The sequence below is a fragment of the Streptomyces sp. NBC_01171 genome (assembly GCF_045039805.1).
Taxonomy (GTDB): Bacteria; Actinomycetota; Actinomycetes; order Streptomycetales; family Streptomycetaceae; genus Streptomyces.
Genome location: NZ_CP108609.1, coordinates 810,183 through 835,043, shown reverse-complemented (window position 1 = coordinate 835,043; position 24,861 = coordinate 810,183). Strand labels below are relative to the sequence as shown.

Here is a 24,861-nt window from a genome sequence, read left to right as displayed (position 1 = left end):
TTATAAAGGGGCGGTTTTTATTCGAGGAAACCCTTGCGGCGAATTGTTCGGCGGAGGCAGGGTGCGGATTCATGACACTCGGTACTCACCGGCTGCGTGTGCTGCGGCATGCCCGGTTCCGGCGCTTCCTGCTCGGGCAGACCACCTCGCTGCTCGGCTCAGGGATGAACACGATCGCCACTACTTTCGCCGTGCTGCGGCTTCCCGGTGGCGGGGTCGACGCCGTCGGCGGGGTGATGGCGGCACGGATTCTCGCCGTGCTGGTCGTGCTGCTGCTCGGGGGCGTGTTCACCGACCGGCTTGGCGCTCGTACGGTCATGCTGGCGGCGGATGCGCTCCGGTTCGGCTCTCAAGGTGTGCTGGCCTTGCTGCTGCTCACCGGCGGCGTGCGGATCTGGGAGGTCGTCGTGCTGGCGGTGCTCCTCGGGGTGGGTGAGGGAGGGTTCATGCCGGGGTTGTCGGCGCTGGTTCCCGGTCTCGTTCCGGATGGCGAACTCGCCGACGCCAACGCTCTGTTGGAGATGGCTCGCCCGATGACGTCGATCGCGGGGCCGGGGCTCGCCGGGCTGCTTGTCGGGGCCTTCGACGCGGGGACGGTGGTGGCCGTGGACGCGGTGAGTTACGGCGTGAGTGTCGTGGCGCTGGTGGGGTTGCCGGTGGCGCGGGTCCAGGCTCCCGGGCGGGGGCTGTTCAGTGAACTCGGACGGGGTTGGCGGGAGTTCACCTCGCGTACCTGGCTGTGGGTCACGACTCTCCACATCGGCCTCTTCAACTGCCTGCTCTGGGCGCCGTTCCTGGTGCTCGGGCCGTCCATCGCCGAGCAGCGGCTCGGTGGGGCGAGGGCGTGGGGGTTGGTGCTGGCGTTGGAGGGCATCGGGGCGATCGTCGGCGGGGTGCTGCTGCTCGGCCGGAATCCCCGGCGGGGACTCACCTGGTCCGTGGCCGCGTCCGCCGGGTGGGCGGTGCCCGCGGCCACGCTGGCCATGGGGTCGCCTCTGGCGTGGGTGGCCGGCGCCGCCTTCTTCGCGGGGATCGGTGCGGCCGTGTGCACCACTCTCGCGGCGACCGTCATCCAGCGGGACGTCCCGGCGGAGGTGCGGGGGCGTATCAGCGCGTTCGACAGTCTGGGCGCGTTCGCCCTGGGACCGCTCGGGCTGGCGCTCGCCGGGCCGGTGTCGGGGGTCGTGGGCGCGGAGCGGCTGTTGGGGTTCGGGGTGCTGTGGCAGGTGACGGCGGTGGGTGTGGTGCTGGCGATGCCGTCGGTGCGGAGGCATGAGGCAACTCAGCCGCTCGCGGCGAGGGTTGAGGCTGTCCGCTGACCGCCACCGGCGGACGGCTCAGGAGCCGTCCGCCCGACAGCGCGCCTACTTGCCGGCCCGCACGGTCACGGGCAGGAGCTGGAACTCTGGCCGACGACGTGGGCGTCCGCGTTGTCCGCCGCCTTCACGTAGGCGGCCGACGTGCCCCGGCGGTCGTAGGTCTTGGTGAAGTCCGGGGCGAGGTCGATGATGAACTTGACCTTGTAGCAGTACCCGGCGTCGATGCGCAGGGTGTCCCAGTCCTCCTTGTACGGGGTGTGACCCCCGTTGGGCGAGAGGTAGTACGTGGTCTGCGCCACGCCGTCGCTCGAGCACGTGGGCTGCGTGGCGGTCCACGAGCCGGTGCTGTCGCCGGAGCGGCACCAGTTCTTGAGCGCGGTCGCGCCCAGGGCGGTGTCGTTCACCGACGACGAACATCCCCCGACACCGCAACTCGCCCCGGCACTGGCGGCGGTGGCCGAACCCAGTACCGCGACGACCGTCATCGCCGTCACCGCGGCCGCCGCTCTCCCCAGCCCTGTGGGCAGCACTTTCTTGGAGAACACCGAAGATCCCTCCCCTGTCGGCTCATGCGAAGGCATGAACTCAGTCAGGAAGCTAGCGGCATCCACAGGCGGTGTCAGCGGGTTCGCGCCGCTGTGAAATTGCCGTCCGGCGGTTGAGGGGAAGGGGGTGTCGGGCAGGCAGGTGGTCTGTCTGGCGCCGGCCGGGAGTGCTTGTCCGCCCCCGGCACCGGCATAGGGTCCCGGACTGGCGGGGGCACATGTGGCCGCTTCCCCCCACTGGGGCGTCGTGGTTGTCTGGGGCGGTATCCGGAAGACCGAGCAGTTGTTGCCGGTGTTCGAGCAGATCGTGAACCTCGTCCGCCGCCACGCCCCCCCCAGGCCGCCCTCGCCTTCGACACCAGTGGCGGGGACAGCGTGGAGGCAGCGCGGCGGTGGCTCCCGGCCGGCTAGGCCAGCGGCTTGTTCAGCACCGCCTTGCGATGGCTGAAGGTGTCCAGGGAGTAGCGGCCGTGGTAGCTGCCCATGCCGCTCTCGCCGACGCCGCCGAAGGGGAGGTCGGAGACGGTGAGGTGGGCGAGGGGGAGGCCATGGCCGAGACCGCCGGAGGAGGTCTCGGCGGCGATGCGGTCGCGGGTGGTGTCGGAGTCGGTGAAGACGTACAGCGCGAGGGGCTTGTCGCGGTCGTTGATGAAGTCCACCGCCGCGTCCAGGTCCGGCACGGTGACGATCGGGAGGATGGGTCCGAAGATCTCCTCCTGCATCACCGGTGCCTCGGGCGCCACGTCGGCCAGCACGGTCGGCGCGATGTACTTGTCCGCCCGGTCGCTGTCCCCGCCGACCGCCACCCGGCCGGAGTCGAGCAGACCGGAAAGCCGGTCGAAGTGGCGCTCGTTGACGATGCGCCCGTACTCCGGCGAGGCCGCGGGGTCGGTGCCGTAGATGCCCTCGACCGCGCGGACGAGCGCCGCCTCCAGCGCGGGCGCGGTCTCCGGGTCGGTGAGGACGTAGTCGGGGGCGACGCAGGTCTGCCCGGCGTTGAGGAACTTGCCGCGCGCCAGCCGGTCGGCGACCACGTCGAGATCGGTGTCCCGGTCGACGAACGCCGGTGACTTGCCGCCGAGTTCGAGCGTGACCGGAGTGAGGTGCTCGGCCGCCGCCCGCATGACGACACGGCCCACCGTGCCGTTGCCGGTGTAGAAGATGTGGTCGAACCGCTGGGCCAGCAGGGCCGTCGTCTCCGGGATGCCGCCCTCGACCACGGCGACCGCGTCGGTGTCGAGGTAGGCCGGGATCAGCGCGGCCAGCGCGGCCGAGGTCGCCGGGGCCAGTTCGCTCGGCTTCGCCACGACCGCGTTGCCCGACGCGAGGGCGCCGACCACGGGGGCGAGGAGGAGCTGGGCCGGGTAGTTCCACGGGGCGATGACGAGGACGACGCCGAGCGGGTCGTACTGCGTCCAGGCCGTGGCGTCGTCACCGAGGTGCGCGGGGACCGGGGCCGACTCCGGGCGCAGCCACTCCTCCAGGTGTTCCAGGGTGTGGTCGATCTCGCGGACCGTGAAGCCGATCTCCGTACGGTGCGCCTCGGTGGCGCTCTTGCCCAGGTCGGCGTGGAGGGCCGTGGCGAGGTCGTCCCCGTGCTCGGTCAGCATCGCGCGCAGCCGGCGCAACTGCTCCGTACGCCACTCGACGGACTTGGTCCGTCCGGTACGGAAGGTGCGGCGCAGCCGGGCCACGGTGTCGGCGGCCTGCTCGGTGGGGGAGTGGTTCACGGGTGCCTCGCATCCTCGACGATCAGATGTAAACACCAACCTTTCAGAGGGTCCCCTGAATTCCACGGATCGCCCGGAATGACGTAGATCACGGCGCGTACGCGAAGGGGCCGTCCCGGACTGATCCGGAACGGCCCCACGAGTGGCTCAGGAAGTGGTCAGGTTGATCACGCGGTGGTCGGACAGCGCGCCGTCCACCACCCGGCACGTGTAGGTGGGCCCCTGCGGACCGAAGATGTAGTCGATCTTGTTGTTGCCGTCCGTGGGCGCGCCGGTGTGCGGCGAGGACGGGGTCGGCTGCCCGCACTCCTGGTGGTCGGGGTAGAGGGCGCTGAGGTAACCGACGTCGTTCTGGGTGGTGTTGAGGTCACCGCCGTAGTAGGTGGTGTAGCCCGCCCCCGTCAGCTTGTCGACGGTGGTGCGCATCGCCTGGGCCTGCTGGGGACGGTAGAGGTTGTCGGGGTCGGTGTCGTCGCCCCGCTGTTCGCCGTCGACGACGTACGGACCGCTGCTGAAGTGCGCGTTGCAGTACGCGGAGCCCTCGGCCGGCATGACCGCGCAGAGCATGGGTCGCTGCTCCTTGGTGGACGGCGACGGAAGGACAGTGCCCTGGTACCAGGTGTTGCTGTCGGGGACCGCGAGCGCGATGCCGAAGGAGCCCCGGCTCACACCGTCCGAGGTGTTGTCGCAGTCCTTCTGGGCCTGGATGGAGGTGCCGGCGATGTTGTATTCCGTCGGCATGAAGCGCACGTCCATCGGACCGGCCCAGCTCTCGAGTGCCAGCTCCAGAGGCTTGGCCGCCTTCTCGCAGATCTCCTGGAAGAAGATCGCGTCGGGGCGCCTGGTGCCCATGGCCTGGTGGAGCGCGTTCGACACGCTGGTGGCGACGGTCGCGGGCGGGGCCGCATCGAGGGAGCAGGACTCGTTGTTGTTGGCGCAGACGTTCCACGAGACGACGTCACGCGCGACCGGCGCCTGACCGGTCGGAGCGGGCGCGGTGCTGGTGGAACCGTGCCCACCGACCTTCTCCAGGGTGAAGCGCTCCCAGGAACCGAGGTCATCGGGATCGGCGGGCGGTGCCGTGCGCGCCCGCAGCAGGCCCTTGTCCGGGTAGGTGCCCAGTTCCGCCGCGACGTACTTGCCGTTGGACGCCAGCAGGCCGAACGCGCCTTCGGACAGGGGCTTCAGGGTGAAGCGCTCCCAGGCCCCCGTCGTCGTCGCCCGGGTCCGCAGCAGGGAGGCGCTGGCGTCGTCCTCGGTCGTGACGTAGTTGCCGGTCGCCTCGGAGCGGAAGCTCACCTTGCTGCCGAAGCCGGCGCCCGTGACCCAGTCGGTGTGCAGCGTGAACTGCTCCGGGGTCTGGGGCGTGGTGGCGGTCAGACTGGCCCGGAGTTTGGTGTCACCGTTGGCCCCGGCGGAGACGGTCACGTAGTGATCGGCCACTTTCAGTGCCCATCGTTGGCCCGCCGAGGACGGGGGAACCGGGGAGTCGGCCGCGGCCGACGGTGCGGCCAGTGCCACGACGGTGCTGAGCGCGGTGAGAACCGTCGCCAGCAGGAGCCGTATTCGTTTCAGCATGCGTGATCCCTCGTGAATACCTCCGCGCCTGTGCGTGGAGGTGAACGCGAGTCGAGTCAACCATGATCCGGACCGGCAGGGCATGGACATGCCTTACCGGTCGTTCTTCCGCTCAACGGGCCCTGAGCGTCAGGTGTCCGGCCCCAGTCGCACGTCCAGCCCGTCGTTCTCCGTCCAGAACCGGTCGTCCGCGTCCTGGAGGCGGGCGGCGGCGTGGCGGAGGTGGAGGCGGGCGGCGGATCGGGCGGCTTCGGGGTCGTGGGACTCGATGGCGGCCAGGATGGCGTGGTGCTCCTGGCGGACGGCCTCGATGAAGTCGGTGCGGCGGGCCTCGTTGGCGCGGGTGACGCGAATGCCGCCGCGGGCGACCTCGCCCAGGTAGCGCACCGTCTGGACGAGGACCGCGTTGCCGGTGGACTCCGCGATGGTGCGGTGGAAGGCGAGGTCCTCGTCCACGCCGTCACCGTCGGTGGCGACCGCCGTGTCCAGCGCGGCCAGCGCCAGACGCATCCGGGCGATGTCGTCCGGCGTGGCACGGGTCGCGGCCAGGGCCGCCGCCTCACCCTCCAGGGCCGCGCGGACCTCGACGATCTGGAGCACCTTGGACTTGGTACTCGGCGACTCACCCTCAAGGTCGAGCGGCCGGGTGCGCCGGGGCAGGACGAAGACGCCGAGGCCCTGGCGCGGCTCGACCAGGCCCGCGTTGCGCAGCCGGGACACCGCCTCGCGGACGACCGTACGGCTCACGCCGAGCTGCTTGACCAGCGCGACCTCGGTCGGCAGTTTGTCGCCTTCGGCGAGCCGCCCGGACTCGATCTCCTCCGCGAGTATCGCGGCGACCCGGTCCGCGAGCCGTATCGGACCGCTCACCTTGGAAAACATGCCTTTCAGTCTATCGACCGGCGTCCTGCGGCCCCGCCCCCGGCGCGGTGACGGCGGTCACCGCGCCGGCGTGGTCGGCCAGGTACTCCCGGACGACCGACTCGAAGTCCGGGTCGGCGGCCAGGCCGAGCGTGGCGGCGCGCGCGTTGTCGAAGTCGGCCGGCCAGGACCCCACGATGGCCTCCACGGCGGGCTCGGGCGCCACTGTCACCAGGTCCGCGACCGCGTCCCCGGCCACCCGGCGGAGGGTGCGGAGCATCTCCTCGACCGAGACGGTCAGCGCGGGCAGGTTGACCGGGAGCCGGCCGTCGAGTTGGCCGGGGCCCTCACCGCGCTCCAGCTCCGCGACCCGGAGGATGCCCGCGACCGTCCGCCGGGGCGAGGCCAGGGCCACCCGCAGGCCGGGGTCGACGGGACAGACGGCCGGCAGCCCGGCCAGCGGCTCGCGGACGATGCCGGACAGGAATCCGGAGGCGGCCGCGTTGGGCCTCCCCGGCCGCACCGACACGGTCATCAGCCGGGCCACCCGCCCGTCCACGAAGCCCCGGCGCGTGTACTCGGCGACGAGCTGCTCGCAGACGAACTTCTGCACGCCGTAGCTGGACCGGGGGGTCGGCAGCGTGGCCTCGCTGACCACCTCGGGCAGCGGCAGCGCCGGGTCCGGGCCGTACACCGCGACACTGCTGGAGAACAGCAGTCGTACGACGGGGCCCCCGGCGGCCGCCTGGGCGCGGGCCGCTTCGAGCAGGGCGCGGGTGGTGTCCACGTTGGCGGCCATGCCGAGGTCGAAGTCGGCCTCGCACTCGGCCGACACCGCGGACGCCAGATGGATCACCGCATCCACCCGCTCGGCGAACAACTCGCCCAGCCGCTCGGTGAGGTCACCCCGGACGACCTCGACCAGCGGGTCGGCGGCGAGCGGCGACGTCTCCGGTACGAACAGGTCGGCCAGTACCAGCCGGTCCACGGGCGTGCCCCGGAACGTCCGTGTCTCCAGCAGCCGTTCGGCCACCTGGCGGCCCAGGAAGCCGAAGCCACCGGTGATGACGATCCTCATGCGTGTGCTCCTCGGTAGTCGCGCAGCCAGCCGAGCCCCTCGCTCGTCCCGGCACGGGGGCGGTACTCGCAGCCGATCCACCCCTCGTAGGCCAACTCGTCGATGACACCGAAGAGATGGCCGATGTTCAGTTCACCCGCGTCGGGCTCGTGCCGGTCGGGTACGCCCGCGATCTGGAGATGCCCGACCCGGCCGGTCGGCAGGTCCCGGCGCAGGGCCGTGGTGAGGTCGCCCTCGGTGATCTGGCAGTGATAGAGGTCCAGTTGGACCTTGACGTTGTCCACGTCCAACTCCCGCACGACAGCGTGTGCTTCGGCCTGCCGGTTCAGGAAGTAGCCCGGCATGTCACGGTGGTTGATCGGCTCGATCAGGATGTCCACCCCGGCCGCGCCGGCACGCTCGGCGGCCCAGGCAAGGTTGGCGAGACAGGTGTCACGGGCCGCGCCGGACGGCACCAGCCCGGCCATCACATGCACGCGCGGGCAGTCCAGCGCGGCCGCGTACTCCAGCGCCCGCTCGATGCCGGCCCGCGTCTCCGCCTCCCGGCCGGGCAGCGCGGCCGTACCGCGCTCGCCCGAATCCCAGTCGCCGGGCGGGGCGTTGAACAGCACCTGCCGCAGCCCGTGGTCGTCCAGCAGGCGACGCAGCTCGGCGGGGGTGTACTCGTACGGGAAGAGGTACTCCACGGCCTCGAAGCCGTCCTCGGCGGCCGCGGCGAAGCGGGCAGGGAAGGGGTGTTCGGTGTACATCATGGACAGGTTCGCTGCGAACCTCGGCATGGTCACTCCCATGACGCCGATGGGGCGCCGGTCAGCGGTTGACGACGTCCTTCTTGGTGGTGAGTACGGCGGCGGCGCCCACGACGAGGCTGAACGCCAGCACGTACATCGGTATGGACGCCGAACCGGTGCTGTCCTTCAGTGCGCCGATCATGTACGGGCTGGCGAAACCGGCCAGGTTGCCGACCGAGTTGATCAGGGCGAGCCCGGCCGCGGCCGCCGTACCGCCCAGGAAGGCGGTGGGCAGCGACCAGAACAGCGGGGCGCAGGTCAGCACACCGGCCGCCGCGAAGGACAGCGCGACCAGGGACAGCGCGGTCGAGCCGGACCAGGAAGCGGCCAGTGCGAAGCCGACGGCGCCCATCAGGCTCGGGATCACGAGATGCCAGCGGCGCTCCCGGCGCCGGTCGGCCGAGCGGCCGAAGAGGTTCATCGCGACCAGGGCCGCCAGGAACGGCACCGAACTGAGCACGCCGATGGCCAGGTTGCCCTTGATGCCGGTGGACTCCACGAAGGTCGGCATCCAGAACGTCAGCGCGTACTGGCCCATCACGAAGCAGAAGTAGATCAGGCTCATCAGCCACACCTTGGGATCGCGGAAGCCGTCCCAGACCTTGCCGTGCACGGTCCGGTGCGCCGTGTCCTCGGCGAGCGCCCGCTCCACGACGTCCTTCTCCTCGTCGCTGAGCCACTTCGCGTCCCGCACCCCGTTGTCCAGGTAGAACAGCGTGGCCACACCGACCGCGAGGGCCGGCAGCGCCTCCAGCGCGAACATCCACTGCCACCCCTGCCAGCCGCCCGTGCCGTGGAAGGTGTCCAGAATCCAGCCGGAGAGCGGGTTGCCGAAGATGCCCGCCACGGGGATCGCCGACATGAACATCGCGATGACGCGGGCCCGGCGGTGGGACGGGAACCAGTAGGTGCAGTACAGGATGACACCGGGGTAGAACCCGGCCTCGGCGGCGCCGAGCAGGAAGCGGAGCACATAGAACGTCGTCTCGTTGGTGACGAACACGAACGCCGCCGAGACCACGGCCCAACTGATCATGATCCGGGCTATCCAGGTGCGGGCGCCGACCCGTTGGAGCAGCAGGTTCGACGGGACCTCGAAGAGGAAGTACCCGATGAAGAACAGTCCGGCGCCGAGGCCGTACGACGCCTCGCTGAACCCCAGGTCGGCGGACATCTGGAGCTTGGCGAAGCCCACGTTGACGCGGTCGAGGTAGGAGACGACGTAAGCGAGGACGAGGAAGGGGACGATGCGCCGGACGACCTTGCGGAAGACGGCGTTCTCGCGGGTGAGGTCGACTTCGGCGGCGACCGTGGGGAGGGACATGGCGAATCCTTTGAGCGGCTCAGGGGGATTCTCGGGACGGGGGGTTCACCAACGGGCGCCGAACACGGCGAGCAGTTCGGCGAGTTCGGGTTCAGTGAGCGGTGCGGGCCTGCGCTCGGTGAGCAGCCACAGGCGTGCCGTCTCCTCGAGTTCTTCGAGGACGGCCAGGGCGGAGGCCGCGTCGGGCCCCCAGACGACCGGGCCGAGCCGGTCGAGCAGCACGGCCCTGATCGGCGTACCGCCCGCGGCGCGTTCGGCGATGCGTGCGGTCACGATGTCGGCCACACGCGGGTCGCCGGGCCGGTGGTAGGGGACGAGCGGAACGTGCCCGACCTTCATCACGTAGTACGGGGTGATCGGCGGGAGCACGTCGTCCGCGCGCCACACCCCGGCCAGGGTCAGCCCGACCAGGTGCGTGGAGTGGGTGTGGACGATGAAGCGGGCGGTGGGATCGGCGGCGTAGATACGACGGTGCAGGGTGAGGGTCTTGCTGGCCCGGTCACCTGTGAGCTGCTCGCCCTCGGCGTCGACGAGGGCCAGCCGGTCGGGTTCGAGGAAGCCCAGGGCGGCGTCGGTCGGGGTGATCAGGTGGGAGTCACCGATCCGGGCGCTGATGTTGCCCGCACTGGCGTGGACGTAGCCCCGCGCGAACAGGCTCGTGCCCACCCGGACGATCTCGCGCCGGGCCTCGTGCACCGGGTCGGTCATGCCGACCCCAGCAGGTCGAACGCGGCGGAGAAGAAGTCGGGGCCGCCGAAGTTGCCTGATTTCAGGGTGAGATGGAGCGTCTCTCCCTCAGGCAGGGTCGCCGCGCACCACGGCACGCCGGGGTCGATCTGCGGGCCGATGCGGAGTCCGGTGATGCCGAGCGCCTGCACGACCGCGCCCGAGGTCTCGCCCCCGGCGACGACGAGCTGCCGCACCCCGCGCGCCACGAGCCCCCGCGCCACCTCGGCCAGGGTCCGTTCCACCAGCTCACCGGCCTGGGCGGCACCGAGCCTGCTCTGCACCCCGCGCACCGCGTCGGGGGCCTCTGTTGAGTAGATCAGTACGGGTCCGTCGGTCAGGTGGGCGTCGGCGAAGGCCAGCGCCGCCCCGGCCACGTCCTCACCGGCCGCGATGCGCAGGGGGTCCACGCCGAACGCGGGCCGCCCGGTGTCCCGGAACGCGCGGACCTGGCCGTTCGTGGCCACGGAGACCGAACCGGAGACGATGGCCCGACGCCCGGAGGCGGGCGGCAACTGGGCTGCCGCGGAGGACGGTTCGAGTCCCCAGTTCGCCGGCAGCCCGATGGCCAGCCCCGAACCGGCCGTCACCAGCGGCAGATCCCGCACCGCCTCGCCCAGCCGCAACAGGTCGTCGTTGGAGACGGCGTCCACGACGGCGAACGCGACACCCTGGGAACGGAGTTCGGCGATACGGGTCCGCACGGCGTCCGTACCGCCCGCGAGGACCGTGTGGTCGATGAGCCCGACAGGACGCGTGGTCTGCGCGCCCAGCACCTCGACCAGGTTGGAGTCGGTCATCGGCGTCAGCGGATGGTCCCGCATGCCGCTCTCGCTCAACAGCACGTCACCCACGAAGAGATGGCCCTTGAAGACGGTGCGCCCGTTGTCCGGGAACGCGGGGGCGGCCACCGTGAAGTCGGTGTCCAGCGCGTCCATCAGGGCCTCGGCGACCGGCCCGATGTTCCCGGCCGGAGTGGAGTCGAAGGTCGAGCAGTACTTGAAGTAGATCTGCTCGGCGCCCGCGCCCCGCAGCCACGCCAGCGCGCGGAGCGAGGCGTCCACCGCCTCCGCGGCGGGCACGGTACGGGACTTGAGCGCGATCACCACCGCGTCCGCGTCCCCGGCGAGGCCGTAGCCGCCGTCCGCGGGGACGTCGATGAGCTGGACCACGCGCATCCCGGCGCGCACCAGGTTGTTCGCCAGGTCCGTGGCGCCGGTGAAGTCGTCGGCGATGGCGCCGAGCCGGATTCCCATGTCAGCCATCCTCCGGCTTCGGCAGGTCGATCCCCGGGAAGATCTTGATCACCGCGCTGTCGTCCTCGCCGCCCAGTCCCGAGGCCGCCGCCTGGAGGAACATCTGGTGGGCGGTGGCGGCCAGCGGCAGCGGGAAGCGCTCCGGGCGGGCGGAGTCGAGCACGATCCCGAGGTCCTTGACGAAGATGTCGACGGCGGACAGGGGCGTGTAGTCACCGGCCAGTACGTGCGCCATGCGGTTCTCGAACATCCAGGAGTTGCCCGCGCTGTGGGTGATCACCTCGTACAGCGTCTCGGCCGGGACGCCGGCCTTGATGCCCAGCGCCATCGCCTCGGCGGCCGCGGCGATGTGGACGCCCGCGAGCAACTGGTTGACCACCTTGACCCTGGAGCCGAGTCCGGCCTCGTCGCCCAGCCGGTGCACGGTCGCGCTCATCGCCTCCAGCACCGGCCCGGCGAGCGCGTACGCCTCCGGGGCGCCGGACGTCATCATGGTCAGCTCACCGGCCGCCGCGCGCACGGCACCGCCGGAGACCGGGGCGTCCAGGTAGAGGACGCCCGACTCGGCCAGGCGTGAACCCAGTTCGGCCGACCAGGCGGGATCGACCGTGGAGCACATCACGAACACGGCCCCCGGACGCAGCCGTTCGACGGCACCCTCCGCGCCGAACAGCACCTGCTCGATCTGGGCGGAGTCGACGACCACACCGACCAGGACATCGACGACGGCGGCGAGTTCACCGGGGGAGGGGAAGGCGGTGCCGCCCTCGTGGGCGAAGCCGGCGGCCACTTCGGGCCGCAGGTCGTGGACACCGACGTCGTATCCCGCGGTCCGCAGGCTGCGGGCCATCCCGAGCCCCATGGCCCCGAGTCCCACCACGCCCACGCGGGGCTTCTGGTCCTTCACGCGCAACATCCTTGTCTCGCAGTGGCCGCCCGGACGCCCTTCAGTGCCGTCGGCGGTCGGGTCATATGATGACCTGATGACAGCGGTCGACGCACTGTGATGTCGGTCACCTGTGGGGTGGTTCAGCGGCACGGGATGATGGGGCGAGTGCCGGGCATGAGGGTCCTCGGGGGCCACCGGCCGTCCCGATCCGATCCGCGTAACGGCCCGACTGGAGAATTCGCTGTGACCCTCGACGGCATACCGGTAGCTCTCGCACCCGCCGGCGCCCTGGACGCCGACGCCCGCAAGCAGCGCCTGCGCCGCCGCCTGGAGCGGCTGATCGGGGTGGCCGCGACCGAGGGGAACGAGCTGGTCCCGCTGCGCAACGGCAGCGCCATCTTTCCCGCCATGCTGAAGGCCATCGGCTCGGCCAAGCACACGATCGACATGATGACCTTCGTGTACTGGCGCGGCCAGATCGCCCACGACTTCGCCGCCGCCCTCGCCGACCGGGCGCGGGAGGGCGTGCGGGTACGGCTGCTGCTCGACGGGTTCGGCGCCAAGCAGATAGAGCCGGGGGTGCTGGACCTCATGGACGAAGCCGGGGTCCAGGTCGCCTGGTTCCGCAAGCCCGTCTGGCTCTCGCCCTTCAAGCAGAACCACCGCTGCCACCGCAAGGCCCTGATCGTGGACGAGGACACCGCCTTCACCGGCGGCGTCGGCATCGCGGAGGAGTGGTGCGGCGACGCCCGCAACCCCGGCGAGTGGCGCGACACCCACGTCCAGGTGCGCGGACCGGCGGTCGACGGGATCGCCGCCGCCTTCGCCCAGAACTGGGCGGAGTGCCACGACGAGCTCTTCGACGACCGCGACCGCTTCACCGGGCACGAGCAGATCGGCAGCTCGATCGTCCAGGTCGTGCGCGGCTCGGCCAGCATCGGCTGGCAGGACATGCAGACCCTGATCCGGGTCATGCTCACCTCGGCGGAGGAACGGTTCCGCCTGGCCACGGCCTACTTCGCCCCCGACGACTACTTCATCGACCTGCTGTGCAGCACCGCGCGCCGGGGCGTCAAGGTGGAGATCCTGCTGCCCGGCCCGTACACCGACCAGCGGGCCTGCCAGCTCGCCGGACAGCACCACTACACCCGGCTCCTCCAGGCGGGCGTCGACATCCGCCAGTACCAGCCGACGATGATGCACGCCAAGATCATCACCGTGGACTCGGTGGCGGCCCTGATCGGTTCCACCAACTTCAACCGCCGCTCCATGGACCACGACGAGGAGGTCATGCTCGCCGTGCTGGACGAGGAGTTCACCGCGTCCCTCGACCGCGACTACGACGCCGACCTCGAGCACAGCGTGGCCGTCGACCTCGCCAGATGGCGGCGAAGAGCCGCTTTCCAGCGGCTGAAGGAAGCCGCGGTCACGCCCGTGAGACGCTTCCTGTGACGAAAGGCAGGCGGCGTTAGCCGAGTGGAAGGCAACTGAGGGTGTTCTCGGTGGATGTGAGGCAGCACGCGCTGGGCGTGCTGTTCGTGTTGTGCGGTGAACTGGACTTCGACAGCGTGGTGCAACTGCACGAGGCTTCCGACGACGAACTGAACGGATCGACGGGGACGCTGCCGGTCGTGGTCGACTGCGCCGCCCTGACCTTCTGCGACTCCTCCGGGATCAGCGCGCTGCTCCGCCTCTACCAGCGGCTCACCGCCGAGCAGCGGATGCTGCGCCTGGCGGCCGTACCCGCCTCGGTGTCGCGTCTGTTCACCCTGACAGGTTTGGACCAGCTCTTCTCCGTGCACAAGGACGCTGCTGAGGCGCTTGCCGCAGGCTCGGACGGACGTGGTGTCGTCTCGGCGGTCCAACAGAATGAGGAGCGGAGCGCATGACGCGCGTATCAGGGCTGAATCAGCCCGAGCCCGGCCGGCCGGGAGGCGGCCAGGACGACGATCTGCGCGCGCTCTTCGGGCACTCCACGGCGGTTTTCGCCTCCCTCGCCGGACCGGCGCACATGCTGGAGTCGGCGAACCCGGCGTTCTTCGCCGCGATCGGCGGCGCCGATCGCGCCCGCACCGGCCTGCCGCTCGCGGAACTGATGCCGGAACTCGCCGAACAGGGCTTCGTCGGCCTGCTGGACCGGGTCTACCGCACCGGCCAGTCCGTCACCGGCCGGGACCGCCGGGTGCTGCTCGGCTCAGGCGCCGACGTCCGCGAGGCGTTCTTCGACTTCACCTACGAGCCCCGGCTCGACGCCGGCGGCAATGTGACCGGCGTACGCGTGATCGGCGTCGAGACCACCCAGGTCAGACAGGCCCAGCGGCTCACGACCGAGCAGGTGGCGCTGCTGGAGCAGATCGCCCGCCAGGCCCCGCTGACCGACGTGCTGCACGGCATGGCCCGTGTCATCGAGGAGCTGTCGCCCGACGAGGTGCTGGTCTCGGTACTGCTCGCCGACGCCGACGGCCGCCATCTGCGCCACGGCGCCGCCCCCAGCCTGCCCGACTTCTACAACGAGGCCATCGACGGCATCGCCGCCGGAGACGGCGTGGGCTCCTGCGGTACGGCCGCCCACCGCCGGCAGAGCGTGATCGTCTCCGACATCGCCACGCATGCGTACTGGGACGACTTCCGGGACCTGGCGCAGAAGGCAGGGCTGGCCGCCTGCTGGTCCACCCCCATCCTGGCCCGCGACGGATCGCTGCTCGGCACCTTCGCCATGTACCACCGCACGCCCCGCGCGCCGCAGGACTACGACCTCGCGCTCGCCCGGATCTTTGCGGGCACCGCCGCCCTGGCCATCGAACGCCACCAGGCCGAGCAGGCACGGCAGGCGGCCGAGGCACGCGAGAAGGCCGCCCGCGCCGACCTGGCCTTCCTGCTGGACGCCAGTACCTCCCTGGCCCACGACCTGGACGCCGACCAGACCCTTCAGCGCCTCGCCGACGCGTGCGCGCCCACCCTGGCACCGCTGTGCGCGGTGGACGTCGTGGAGTCCGGCCGCGTACGCCGCATCGCGACAGCCGCGCCGGACGCCGAGCGCGGCGCATTGCTGGCCTCCCACATCCCGGTCTACGACGCCGCCGACGACGCGGTGGCCCGGGTCCTGGCCTCCGGGGTCAGCGAGGTCGCCCGCCGCACGCCCACCGGGCCGGGCCCCTGGCGCGACTTGGACGTCACCGGTTACCTGTGCGTCCCGCTGCTGGACCGGGGCAACACCTTCGGCACCATGACCCTGCTGAGCGTCGGCGACCACACCTTCGACGGGCATACCGTCGCGCTGGCGGAGGAACTCGCCCGCCGGGCCTCCGCCGCCGCCCGCAACGCCCGCCAGTACACCCACCGGGTCACCCTCGCCCGCGACCTCCAGGCCGGTCTGCTGCTGCCGGGCGTCCCCGACGTGCCCGGCGCCGATGTGGCCACGTACTACCACCCCGCCGGCGAGGGACTCGACATCGGCGGCGACTTCTACGACGTCTTCCCGCTGCGGGACGGCCGGTGGGCGTTCATGCTCGGCGACGTCTGCGGCCGCGGCGCGACCGCCGCGACCACCACCGCCCTGGTACGGCACACCGCCCGCGCCGTCGCCCCGCTGCTCCCCGGCCCACAGGCCGTCGTCGAGGCCGTCAACCGGGCGCTGTGCGACCGGCCCGGCAGCCACGGCACCGGCTTCGTCACGCTCGTCTACGGGCAGTTCACCCCGACCCCGGAGGGCCTCGACATCGAGCTGATCCGGGCCGGGCACACCGCGCCCCTCGTCGTCGACGCGGGGCACACCGTGCGCGCGGTGGACGCTTCTGGACTCCTCCTGGGCGTGGCGCCCGACCCGCACGTCAGCCCGCGTCGGCTGCAACTGCGGCCGAACGAGAGCCTGTTGCTCTACACCGACGGTCTCACCGAGGCCCGCGCCTCGGACGGTGAGCAGTTCGGCGACGTGCGCGTGGCCCAAGCCCTCGCCGGATCGCCGCGTCCGCCCGCCGCCGGGCGCCTGATCGACTCGCTGACCGAGGCCGTACGCGTCTTCACCGGCGGCCACGACATCGACGACGACCAGGCGGTGCTCGTCCTCACCGCCACGGGTGAGTAGTCAGGACAGGCCGGAGATCCAGTCGTCCACGCCGGTGACCTCCTGGCGGGGGAAGACCTTCTCGGTGGTGACGGCCTGCTGGACGTCCATCACGAGCAGGGCGGCGGGCTTGGTCACGTCCGGTCCTCACGGGTTCGTGCGGGTCCGGGTTCGTCGCGGGTGACGCCGAGGCCGCGCAGGGAGCGGTCGGCGACGGTCACGGCGAGGAAGAGGGCGCTGACGGCGAGGATCAGCCAGGAGAGGTGGTGCAGTCCGCCGGTGTCGGCGCGCTGCCCGAAGAGGACACCGCTCGCGGCGGAGGCGACGATCGCGCCGAGGTAGCCGAAGGTGCGCAGCAGCCCGGCGGAGGAGCCCATGCGCTCCGGGTCGGCCTGGTGGAAGACGGAGTTCTGCAGGGCCAGGCTGTTCAGGCCCTGTGGCACACCGAGGACGAGCACGACCGCCAGCAGCATCCACACCGGGCTCACGTCGGTCAGCGTCAGCAGCAGCGCGCACGCGGCGAGTTGCCCGGCCGAGCCCACCAGGAGCTTGGCCCGGATCGCCTGCCTGCGTCCGGTGAGCGTCGAGACGACCAACGCGGTCACGAACAGCGGGAGTTGGACCAACCCCGCCTGCGAGGCCGACAGCCCCCGGCCCTCCTCTAGCCACTGGGTGTACCCGTACAGGAAGGCGTAGCTGACGATGTACGCCAGCAGCGAGCGGGTGTAGGTGGCCAGCAGGGGGAGGTTGCCGCTCAGGACGCGCAGGTCGATGAAGGGCTGCGGTGTCCGCAGCTCCCGCCGGGCGAAGGCCGCCGCCGCGAGGAGGGTCAGCACGGGGAGGTACCAGTGGGCGGCGCCGGGCTCCATGAGGAAGAGGAGCAGGCAGACCAGGGCCGCGGCGAAGAGGCCCATGCCGGGCAGGTCCAGTGCGGCGAGCGGGTGCCGGTCCTCGGTGCGGGGCGCCGGTGGCGTCGCGGGGAGGCGGCGGGCGCCGAGGTACAGGCCGACCAGGGCGAGCGGGATGTTGACGGCGAGTGTGGCGCGCCAGCCGCCGACACCGATCAGCAGCCCGCCGAGGCTGGGGCCGACGACGGCGACGGTCTGGGTGGTGACGGCGAGCGCGGTGAGCACGCCCGTCGGGCTCTCCTGGCCGGTGCGCCGGGCCTCGCTTCGGATCAGGTACATGGCGGCCGGATAGCCGGAACAGGTGCCGAAGCCGAGCAGCACACGGGCGGCGATGAGCACACCGAGGTTCGGGGCGAGCATCCCCACGACGCCCGCGACACCGGTCAGCGCCGTCCCCACCAGGAACAGGCGGCGTGGCCCGAAGAGGTCGATCAGCCGTCCCACCACCGGCTGGCCGATGGACGTGGCCAGATACAGGGCGGAGACGAGCCAGGCGGTCTGCGCGGGCGGCGCCCCGAAGGCGGCGCCGATCGGCACCAGGGAGACCGAGAGGACGGAGGAGTTGACCGGGTTGAGTACGGAGCCCAGCATCATGGGGGCGAGCAGGCGGCGGTCGAAGCCGTCGCTCATCCTCGCCCGGCTGGGCAGCAGTTGGCGCAGGGTCACGAGCGGACGACCCGGTCCAGTATGGCCGCGGCCTCCAGCAGGGTCCGTCGCTCGGCCTCCGTGCACCGGTCCTCCAGCGCGCGGGTCAGCCAGCTCTCCCCGGCCCGCCTGCGGTCCTCCAGGAAGGCGTGCCCGCTGTCGGTGACGAACACCAACTGGCGCCGCCCGTCGGAGGGGTCCTGCCGCCGGGACACGAGCGCGCGCTCCTCCAGTACGGCGACGGTCGCGGCCACCGACTGGTGCCGCACCCGCTCGGCGGCGGCCAGGTCGCTGACCGACGCCTCCCCGTCCTTGTCCAGCCGGCTCAGCACGGACGTCTGCGACGGCGTCAGGTCGCCGGGGTCGTAGCTCTCCCGCATCCGACGCCGCAGCCGGCTGAACACCACACGGAACTCGTGTGCGGCACGCACGGCGGATTCGGACACACCGGTGGTGCCGGCGATCTCGGTCATATGTACAGGCTAACTTGCGCAGTCCAGGCTGCGCAATATGCCTCTGGCTGAGCCGAGGGGCCGCCCCCGTTTTCGAAGCGGCCCCTGAGGGGTCGTCGTCAGAGCGTCGCGCGGCGGCGGAGTTCCTTCTTGTCGGGCTTGCCGACGTCCGTCAGGGGGAGGGCGGGCGGGAAGGTGATCCGGGCCGGCTCGTACATGGCGCCGCGCTCCGCCCGTACCAGCGCGCGGAGGTCGTCAGCCGTCGTGGTGGCGCCGGGGGTGAGGAGCACGGCGGCGTGGACGCGCTCCATGCGGTCCTCGTCGCGGACGCCGAAGACCGCGCTCTGAAGGACGTCCGGGTGGCTGTTGAGCAGGTCCTCCAGCTCGGTGGTGTACACATGGCCGCCGACCACGACGATCATGTCCTTGAGGCGGTCCACCACGGTGAGGTAGCCCTCGTCGTCGCGGAAGCCGACGTCACCCGTGTGCAGCCAGCCGTCCTTGAGGACCTCGGCGGTCAGCTCGGGCTGCTTCCAGTAGCCCTGCATGACCATGGCGGAGCGGACGCAGATCTCGCCGTGCTCGCCGTTCGGCAGGACGTCGCCGTCCGCGTCCCGGATCTCCACCTCGACGCTGGGCAGGATCTTCCCGGCGGTGCGCAGCCGCGCGGGGTCGTCCGGGTCGTGGTCCTGTGGGGACAGGACGCTGAAGATACCGCCCTCGTTCTGGCCGTACCCCTGCATCAGCACGGGTCCGAGGCGGCGTACGGCGTCGGCGATCCGCGCGGGGGATGACTGGCAGCCGCCGTAGAGGACCTGGCGCAGACCGGAGGTGTCCGTGTGCGCCATGTCGGGGTGGTCGAGCAACTGGTAGAGCAGCGGCGGCAGCAGCCACATGTGGGAGATGCGCTCGCGCTCGATGGTGCGGAGCACCTCGCCCGGCTCGAAGTCGTCCAGCAGGACCACCGTGCCGCCGGTCTCCAGCACGGCGTCGGCGAGCATCCCGGCCGCGTGGGCGATGGTCGTGGCGACCAACTGCCGCTGTTCCCCGGTCTCTTCGCCCGTGACCGGGCGGGCGGCCCGCGTCTCCTGCACCTGGCGGAAGGTCGTGCAGATGCCCTTGGGGTGACCGGTGGTGCCGCCGGTGTGGCGGATGCCGCAGATGTCGTCCGGCTCCGCCTGGCTCGGGAACGGTATGGCGTCCTCGGTCGCCGCCAGGGCGAGCAGGTCCTCGGCGCTGTCGCAAGGGCCCAGCGTCAGCACCGACTTGACCGGCACCGCCTCGGTGATCTCCGCGGCCCGGTCGGTCAGCCGGGGGTCGACCACGAGGGCCCGCGTCTCCACGTCGGCGACGATCGCGGCCTGCACGTCGGCGGAGAGCTTGCTGTACAGGTGGTTGACCTGAGCGCCGATCAGGTTCGCGGCGTAGCGCACGGCTATCGCCTCGGGCAGGTTGCCGCTGAGCAGGGTGACGGTCTGGCCGCGCTCGATCCCCTGGGCCTGCAGGGCCCACGCCATCCGGTGCACCAGGTCGCGGAACTCCCCTGCGGACAGCCGGTGTTCACCGTGTACGAGGGCCTCGCTTCCGGGGTTCTCCCGCAGGGCGTCGAGGATGTCCTCCACGGGGTTGCGGAAGCGTGGGGCTGCGACGTCGGGCATGGGGGGTCCTCCTGGGCCGGGCGCACACTGCGGTCCGCGGCCGGTTGTTGCTGTTGTTCTGTGGGGGGACGGGAAGGCACCTGACGGGAAGACACCCGAATAAAGGTTGCCTAGACCAACCAAGTCGACTCTAGGACGCCCGCCCGGACAGCGCCAACTTCACGGACGCGAACGTATGACAATCAGCCGATTCGGCTACGTCAATCGGCCAATGTCAGTCCCGTACACCCCCATTGACCAGCGACGACGGACACCTCGGCCGTCACCCCCGGATCAGGTCCGCCGCCAGTCCCGATCCTCGTCCGTCATCAGGTAGTTGTGCGCGGTGGGGCCCCGACCGTCGAACGTGCGGGCGGGCAGCCGATGGGGGGAGGCCCGCCGTACCGCCGCGCTGGACCTGCACCCGGAGCACGGCGACCGCTGCCGACACCACGTGTCCACCTCACCGAATCTCGAACGGTACGGGCTCTACTTACCCTCGCGTCCAGGATCGTGGTCCATGACGTGCTCAACTGCCCAGCATGAAGCCCAGAGGTCCACGGAGATCGGCGGGTTCGCGGTAGTGCACGCCGGTCATCCCGAGCTCCACTGCGGCTTCGACGTTCTCGAGCAGGTCATCCACGAACAAGCAGCGGTGCATGGGGACTCCCGCCTGCCTGGCCGCGATCTCGTAGATCTCCCGATCCGGCTTGGCCACTCCCACTCGGGCGCTGCTGACGACATGGTCCGCGAAGTCCGCCAGACCCAAGGAAGCCAGATCATCCTCCAGCTCCAGGTCCGCATTGGTCACCAGCACCAGGGGCATGTGCGCCCGGACCTGAAGAAGCACGGTCACCGCGACGTCGTCGGCCCAGAACGGGGTTTGCGCGAACGCGGCGCCCAGCGTGCGTGCGTGGCCCTCCGGTACGTGCTCTGCGAGACCGATGACGATGGACTCCACCCACTGCTGCTTGTCGACCGCGCCGACGAGTAGCGGCCGGTCTCTTTCCGGAGAGAACGCCACCCTCGCGGTCGTGCCCTCCGCAAGCCCGGCATCACGCTCCAACTCGGCCAGTAGGGTCGTGTCGTAGAAGCGGATCACATTGTCGAGGTCGCACAGCACCGCGTCGAAGGGCCTGCGGGAGATTTCGGAAGGCATCACGGTCCTAGGGGTAGCGCAGCGACAGGTGACCAGTCGTGGGCCCACCTGACCATATGACCCTGCGCAGGCGCCCCGAGATCGACAGACTGTCCGGTATGGAGTTCTTCTGCTATCACCGTGATCGGTCCGACTCGCTGGCGCTCCGGATGGAGTTGGGCGAACGGCACTGGTCCTACATGGACGGGTACGCCGCGGAGATGATCGCCCGGGGGCCGACGTTCTCGGGCGAGCTGCCCAGCGGCAGTGTGCACATCGTCGACCTGCCCGACGCGGCTGCTGCCCGCGCGTTCGCGTTCGACGAGCCGGGTTACCAGGCGGGCGTGTACCGGGATGTCCTGCTGCGTCGCTGGCGCAACCTGCTGGGACGCACGATGTGGGACTTCCCCGGCGGTCGGACCGGCGGCGACCGCTTCCTGGTACTCGGGCTGGGCCCGGCCGAGCCCGCCGACCTCACCGTCCCACCCGACCGGGACGAACTCATCGCCTACGGCCCCCTGTTGTCCGACGACGGGAACACCCGGCTGGGCACGGCGGCCCTGCTACGAGCGCCGGACGCGGAGACGGCACGCGCGGTCCTCGGCCCGGGCCGCTACGCGGAGATCGAGGTCCACGCATGGCAGTTCGGCGGCCGACCGGAAGACGCTGGTCCCGGCACGGGCCGTCTCCCTGGGATGACGAACCCGATGGCTCCCGTGATCCTGTTCGACGACGACTACTACATGTACGTCTTGAGGGACCAGGCGTTCGCCGAAGCCTGGTGGGAGATGCCCGACGAGTTCACCGACGGATTCGACGCACTGGCCAGGCCACTCTCCATGACGGGCGAGCCCGGTCAGGTCCGGCTGGCCCTGACCGGTGAAGAGCCGGACGAGGCGGAACTGCGCCGCCTGGTCGCCGACCACTATCGACGTCATGTCCGTAGGCAGACGCCGCCGCAGGCAGTTGCGTTGTCGGACTTCGTTGCGGCACTGCCACGTGATTGACGCCGGTCGGACGCGACAGCGCTTCCTGATATTCGCCCGGTGGGCCGGTTCGGGCAGGCGAGGGGCGCAGAACAGCTCCGGAGACGGTGGCCGCGACCACGAAGTCGAGTCCCGCCCCTGAGTCTCATCCGCCGTCGGACCGCGGATCACCCACCCCCAGGAAGTGCAGCACCGCCAGTACCCGGCGGTGGTCGGCGTCGGCTCGGGGGAGGTCCAGTTTCATCAGGATGTTGTTGATGTGTTTGGCGACGGCGCTTTCGCTGATGACGAGTTGGGTGGCGATGCCGGCGTTGGAGCGGCCTTCGGCCATGAGGGCGAGGACTTCGTGTTCGCGGGGGGTCAGGCGGGTCAGCGGGGTGGTGGTGCGGCGGATGAGGAGTTGGGCCACCACCTGGGGGTCCAGGGCGGTGCCGCCGTTCGCCACTCGGCGGAGTGCTTCGATGAACTCCTCGACGTCGGCCACCCGTTGCTTGAGGAGGTAGCCCACGCCGCTGGTGTTGGCGGCGAGGAGGTCGGTGGCGTAGCGCTCCTCGACGTACTGGGAGAGGAGGAGCAGGGCTGTCGAGGGGTGGGTGCGGCGGATGGTCAGTGCGGCACGTACTCCCTCGTCCGAGAAGCCGGGCGGCATGCGGACGTCCACCAGCGCGAGGTCGGGGCGGTGCTCTGCCACCGCGGCCAGCAGCCCCGGGCCGTCGCCCACCTCGGCGGCCACCTCGAAGCCGGCCATCTCCACGATCTTGACCAGGCCCATCCGCAACAGGACGGAGTCCTCGGCGATCACCGCACGTCGCACCGTCGGCTCCTCGTTCATCGTGCCGGGCACGGCAGCTCCACACTCATCAGGGTCGGTCCCCCCACGGGACTGCTCATCCGGAATGTTCCGTCAACGGACCGTACGCGCTGGGCAAGACCGGTGAGACCGGTCCCGTTGGCGGAGTCGGCACCGCCCAGGCCGTCGTCCGTGACCACCACCCGCAGTATCCCCCCCAGCAGGGTGAGCGTCACCTCCGAACGGGTCGCCTCCCGTGCGTGCTTGGCGACGTTCGTCAGCGCCTCGGAGACGACGAAGTAGGCGACCGCCTCCACCGCCGGAGTCGGCCGTCGTGGCAGGTCCACCCGCAGCCGTACGGGCAGCGGGGCGCGGGCCGCGAGGCCCGACAGGGCGGCGTCCAGGCCGAGTTCGTCCAGTACGGCGGGGTGCAGCCCGCGGACCAGACTGTTCAGTTCCTCGATCGCCTCCTTCGCCTCCCGGTGTGCGGTGTCGATGACCTCGCGCGCCTCCGGCGGCAGATCCACCAGCGTGGCCCTGGCCAGACCCAGATTCAGGGCGAGGGAGACGAGGCGTTGCTGTGCGCCGTCGTGCAAGTCCCTTTCGATGCGCCGCCGTTCCGCATCCGCGGCATCCACCATCCCGGCCCGGCTCTCGGTGAGGTCCTCGACCCGTCGGGCCAGATCCTCTTCCCTGCCGCGGCCCAGCCAGGAGGGGCCGACATGGCTCTCCAGGCGGACGAGGGCGGCCGCCGAGGTGGGAACGGTGGCCAGCGCGACCAGGCCCGCCGCGCAGACGTACGCGGCCTGCGTGGAGAGGCCGAGGTGTTCGATCCGCCACTGCCATGGCAGCGCGTAGACCCACACCGGGGTCAGTGCCGCGGCCGCCCCGGCCACCAGCAGCCCCACCACCAGCGCTTCGAGCCCGCCCAACAGAGCCCCGGCCAGGGAGTGGTAGCCGAACTGACGCCCTGGCCGCCGCAATCCCGGCCGGGGTATGTCGAGCCCGAGGAACCGCCGGAAACGCCAGCACTGCGCCACGGTCAGAGCCGGTACGCAGCACACCGTCACCACCAGCGCGCCCCCGAGCGTGACCGGCGCGCCGACGTCCCCTCCCTCGGCGCACTCCCAGACGAGGCCGAAGTCCATGAAGACCAGGAACCCCATGAGGAGGTGAAGCGGTGCCCCCAGGGCGAGGAAGGAGACGTCGCGCGTCAGGCGCGTCAGCGCTCGCCGCGGCCGGGGCGGGATCTTCATGGGGCCAACCGTAGGTCCCGGCCCCGGCGTTCATCCATGCACCTGCCATCCGTGACGGAGGTGCAGCCAGTGCCACCCCAGGACGGACAGCGACGTTACTGACTCCAGGGAACGGAAACCGGAGGGTTGATCACGAGCCCGACGGCCGGGTTCCCGACCCTGGAAGTGGAGCCCGACATGGCCCTCATCTCCCACGCCCCCACGAGCGGTGCCGCCCACGGCCGCGTACTCCTGGGCGCCGGTCTCGCCCTGCTGCCCTGGCTCGGCTATCTGGCGGGCACCCTGCCGCCCGCCGAGGCCGCCCCCTGGGTCATCCTCGACGCGGTGGAGGCCGCCGCTCTGCTCACCGCCGGGAGCCGCCTGCTGCGCCACGACCCCCGGCACCGCGCCCCCGCTGCCGCCGCTGCCGTACTCCTCCTCGCCGATGCCTGCGTCGACGTGGCCACCTCCGCACCCGGCCCGGAGCTGGCCCTCGCCGTGGCCATGGCCGTGTGCGCGGAACTCCCCCTCGCGGCCCTGTGCACGGCACTGGCCGTCTCCGCGCGCCGGAAGCGGTGTCGACCGGTGTGCCGGGGGACTACAGGGGTGCCGTCCGCGCCCTCCCCGTGAACCGGCCGCCCACCCTTCCGGCGAGCCAGCGGACGCGGTCGACATGGTCGCCGTCCCGGTCCCGGACGTGTACGTGGACCGGGTGGTCCGGGAAGGGTTCCTCCTGGTAGAGGTCCAGGGAGTGCACGCTCAGGGTGAGGTAGGCGTACTTCTGGCTGATCTGCTCCAGGCCCGCTTCGGGTACCGCGAGCCAGGACTCCAGGTCACAGCGGATGACGGCCGCCGAGTCCGGTCGGCACCGTGCGTCAATTTCTTCTTGACGCCCGACGAGCGTCAACTT

General features: G+C 71.1%; 22 protein-coding genes and 1 pseudogene. 6 read left to right on the top strand and 17 right to left on the bottom strand.

Annotated elements, in window-relative coordinates; all coding sequences use genetic code 11:
- Nucleotides 1–71 precede the first annotated feature (71 nt).
- On the top strand, nt 72–1,319 hold the full coding sequence (locus OG448_RS03880; protein WP_405551522.1) for an MFS transporter: 1,248 nt from the start codon (nt 72–74) through the stop codon (nt 1,317–1,319).
- A 65-nt stretch (nt 1,320–1,384) separates the two neighbouring features.
- On the opposite strand, the gene OG448_RS03875 is transcribed toward OG448_RS03880, so the two are convergent.
- The 10 genes from OG448_RS03875 to ltnD all read right to left on the bottom strand — a co-directional run bounded on the left by OG448_RS03875 (nt 1,385) and on the right by ltnD (nt 12,115).
- Nucleotides 1,385–1,864 carry a hypothetical protein gene (locus OG448_RS03875; protein WP_405551521.1) on the bottom strand — a complete coding sequence of 160 codons (480 nt, stop codon included), beginning with the start codon at nt 1,862–1,864 and terminating at the stop codon, nt 1,385–1,387.
- A gap of 407 nt (nt 1,865–2,271) precedes the next feature.
- Nucleotides 2,272–3,594 (bottom strand): aldehyde dehydrogenase family protein, encoded by a 1,323-nt coding sequence (locus tag OG448_RS03870; protein WP_405551520.1) that lies wholly within the window; start codon nt 3,592–3,594, stop codon nt 2,272–2,274.
- Between the two features lie 147 nt (nt 3,595–3,741).
- Nucleotides 3,742–5,172, bottom strand: a complete 1,431-nt coding sequence (locus OG448_RS03865; RefSeq protein WP_405551519.1) for a fascin domain-containing protein — start codon at nt 5,170–5,172, stop codon at nt 3,742–3,744.
- Nucleotides 5,173–5,301: 129 nt separating this feature from the next.
- Nucleotides 5,302–6,054, bottom strand: a complete 753-nt coding sequence (locus tag OG448_RS03860; protein ID WP_405551518.1) for a FadR/GntR family transcriptional regulator — start codon at nt 6,052–6,054, stop codon at nt 5,302–5,304.
- A 10-nt stretch (nt 6,055–6,064) separates the two neighbouring features.
- Nucleotides 6,065–7,111, bottom strand: a complete 1,047-nt coding sequence (denD, locus tag OG448_RS03855; RefSeq protein ID WP_405551517.1) for a D-erythronate dehydrogenase — start codon at nt 7,109–7,111, stop codon at nt 6,065–6,067.
- On the bottom strand, nt 7,108–7,890 hold the full coding sequence (gene otnI / locus OG448_RS03850) for a 2-oxo-tetronate isomerase (RefSeq protein WP_405551516.1): 783 nt from the start codon (nt 7,888–7,890) through the stop codon (nt 7,108–7,110). Before otnI ends, denD begins: the two co-directional genes overlap by 4 nt.
- Before the next feature lie 31 nt (nt 7,891–7,921).
- A complete protein-coding gene (locus tag OG448_RS03845) occupies nt 7,922–9,226 on the bottom strand; it encodes an MFS transporter (protein WP_405551515.1) in 1,305 nt (434 codons plus the stop codon).
- Between the two features lie 45 nt (nt 9,227–9,271).
- Nucleotides 9,272–9,934: an aldolase gene (locus OG448_RS03840; protein ID WP_405551514.1), complete on the bottom strand. Its 663-nt coding sequence runs from the start codon at nt 9,932–9,934 to the stop codon at nt 9,272–9,274.
- On the bottom strand, nt 9,931–11,208 hold the full coding sequence (otnK, locus tag OG448_RS03835; RefSeq protein WP_405551513.1) for a 3-oxo-tetronate kinase: 1,278 nt from the start codon (nt 11,206–11,208) through the stop codon (nt 9,931–9,933). Before otnK ends, OG448_RS03840 begins: the two co-directional genes overlap by 4 nt.
- Before the next feature lies 1 nt (nt 11,209).
- Complete coding sequence (gene ltnD / locus OG448_RS03830) at nt 11,210–12,115, bottom strand: L-threonate dehydrogenase (RefSeq protein ID WP_405551512.1); 906 nt, start codon at nt 12,113–12,115, stop codon at nt 11,210–11,212.
- A 225-nt stretch (nt 12,116–12,340) separates the two neighbouring features.
- Between ltnD and OG448_RS03825 the strand changes: the two genes are divergently transcribed.
- The 3 genes from OG448_RS03825 to OG448_RS03815 are packed head-to-tail and all read left to right on the top strand — an operon-like array spanning nt 12,341 to nt 16,181.
- On the top strand, nt 12,341–13,549 hold the full coding sequence (locus OG448_RS03825; RefSeq protein ID WP_405551511.1) for a phospholipase D-like domain-containing protein: 1,209 nt from the start codon (nt 12,341–12,343) through the stop codon (nt 13,547–13,549).
- Nucleotides 13,550–13,599: 50 nt separating this feature from the next.
- Nucleotides 13,600–13,986, top strand: coding sequence for an STAS domain-containing protein (locus OG448_RS03820; protein WP_405551510.1), 387 nt, complete (start codon nt 13,600–13,602; stop codon nt 13,984–13,986).
- Nucleotides 13,983–16,181 (top strand): SpoIIE family protein phosphatase, encoded by a 2,199-nt coding sequence (locus OG448_RS03815; protein WP_405551509.1) that lies wholly within the window; start codon nt 13,983–13,985, stop codon nt 16,179–16,181. The genes OG448_RS03820 and OG448_RS03815 overlap by 4 nt, the downstream gene beginning before the upstream one ends.
- Nucleotides 16,182–16,294: 113 nt before the next feature.
- Here OG448_RS03815 and OG448_RS03810 read toward each other — a convergent pair whose 3' ends face one another.
- From OG448_RS03810 to OG448_RS03795, 4 genes are all read right to left on the bottom strand, one after another.
- Nucleotides 16,295–17,698 carry an MFS transporter gene (locus OG448_RS03810; protein WP_405558664.1) on the bottom strand — a complete coding sequence of 468 codons (1,404 nt, stop codon included), beginning with the start codon at nt 17,696–17,698 and terminating at the stop codon, nt 16,295–16,297.
- A 32-nt stretch (nt 17,699–17,730) separates the two neighbouring features.
- Nucleotides 17,731–18,186, bottom strand: coding sequence for a MarR family winged helix-turn-helix transcriptional regulator (locus tag OG448_RS03805; protein ID WP_405551508.1), 456 nt, complete (start codon nt 18,184–18,186; stop codon nt 17,731–17,733).
- A gap of 98 nt (nt 18,187–18,284) precedes the next feature.
- Nucleotides 18,285–19,823, bottom strand: a complete 1,539-nt coding sequence (locus OG448_RS03800) for an AMP-binding protein (RefSeq protein WP_405551507.1) — start codon at nt 19,821–19,823, stop codon at nt 18,285–18,287.
- 508 nt (nt 19,824–20,331) lie between these two features.
- Complete coding sequence (locus OG448_RS03795; protein WP_405551506.1) at nt 20,332–20,961, bottom strand: HAD family hydrolase; 630 nt, start codon at nt 20,959–20,961, stop codon at nt 20,332–20,334.
- Between the two features lie 98 nt (nt 20,962–21,059).
- On the opposite strand from OG448_RS03795, the pseudogene OG448_RS03790 reads away from it, so the two are divergent.
- A pseudogene (locus OG448_RS03790) lies at nt 21,060–21,599 on the top strand (YciI family protein); the annotation flags it as partial.
- A gap of 472 nt (nt 21,600–22,071) precedes the next feature.
- Here OG448_RS03790 and OG448_RS03785 read toward each other — a convergent pair.
- Entirely contained in the window at nt 22,072–22,758 is a 687-nt protein-coding gene (locus OG448_RS03785; RefSeq protein ID WP_405558662.1) for a response regulator, read from the bottom strand.
- A complete protein-coding gene (locus tag OG448_RS03780) occupies nt 22,755–23,972 on the bottom strand; it encodes a sensor histidine kinase (protein WP_405551505.1) in 1,218 nt (405 codons plus the stop codon). The genes OG448_RS03785 and OG448_RS03780 overlap by 4 nt, the downstream gene beginning before the upstream one ends.
- A 177-nt stretch (nt 23,973–24,149) precedes the next feature.
- Here OG448_RS03780 and OG448_RS03775 point away from each other — a divergent pair, with 177 nt between their 5' ends.
- Nucleotides 24,150–24,581, top strand: a complete 432-nt coding sequence (locus OG448_RS03775) for a hypothetical protein (protein WP_405551504.1) — start codon at nt 24,150–24,152, stop codon at nt 24,579–24,581.
- On the opposite strand, the gene OG448_RS03770 is transcribed toward OG448_RS03775, so the two are convergent.
- Complete coding sequence (locus tag OG448_RS03770; protein ID WP_405551503.1) at nt 24,550–24,858, bottom strand: hypothetical protein; 309 nt, start codon at nt 24,856–24,858, stop codon at nt 24,550–24,552. The two genes, OG448_RS03775 and OG448_RS03770, sit on opposite strands and share 32 nt — an antisense overlap.
- Between the last annotated feature and the right edge of the window lie 3 nt (nt 24,859–24,861).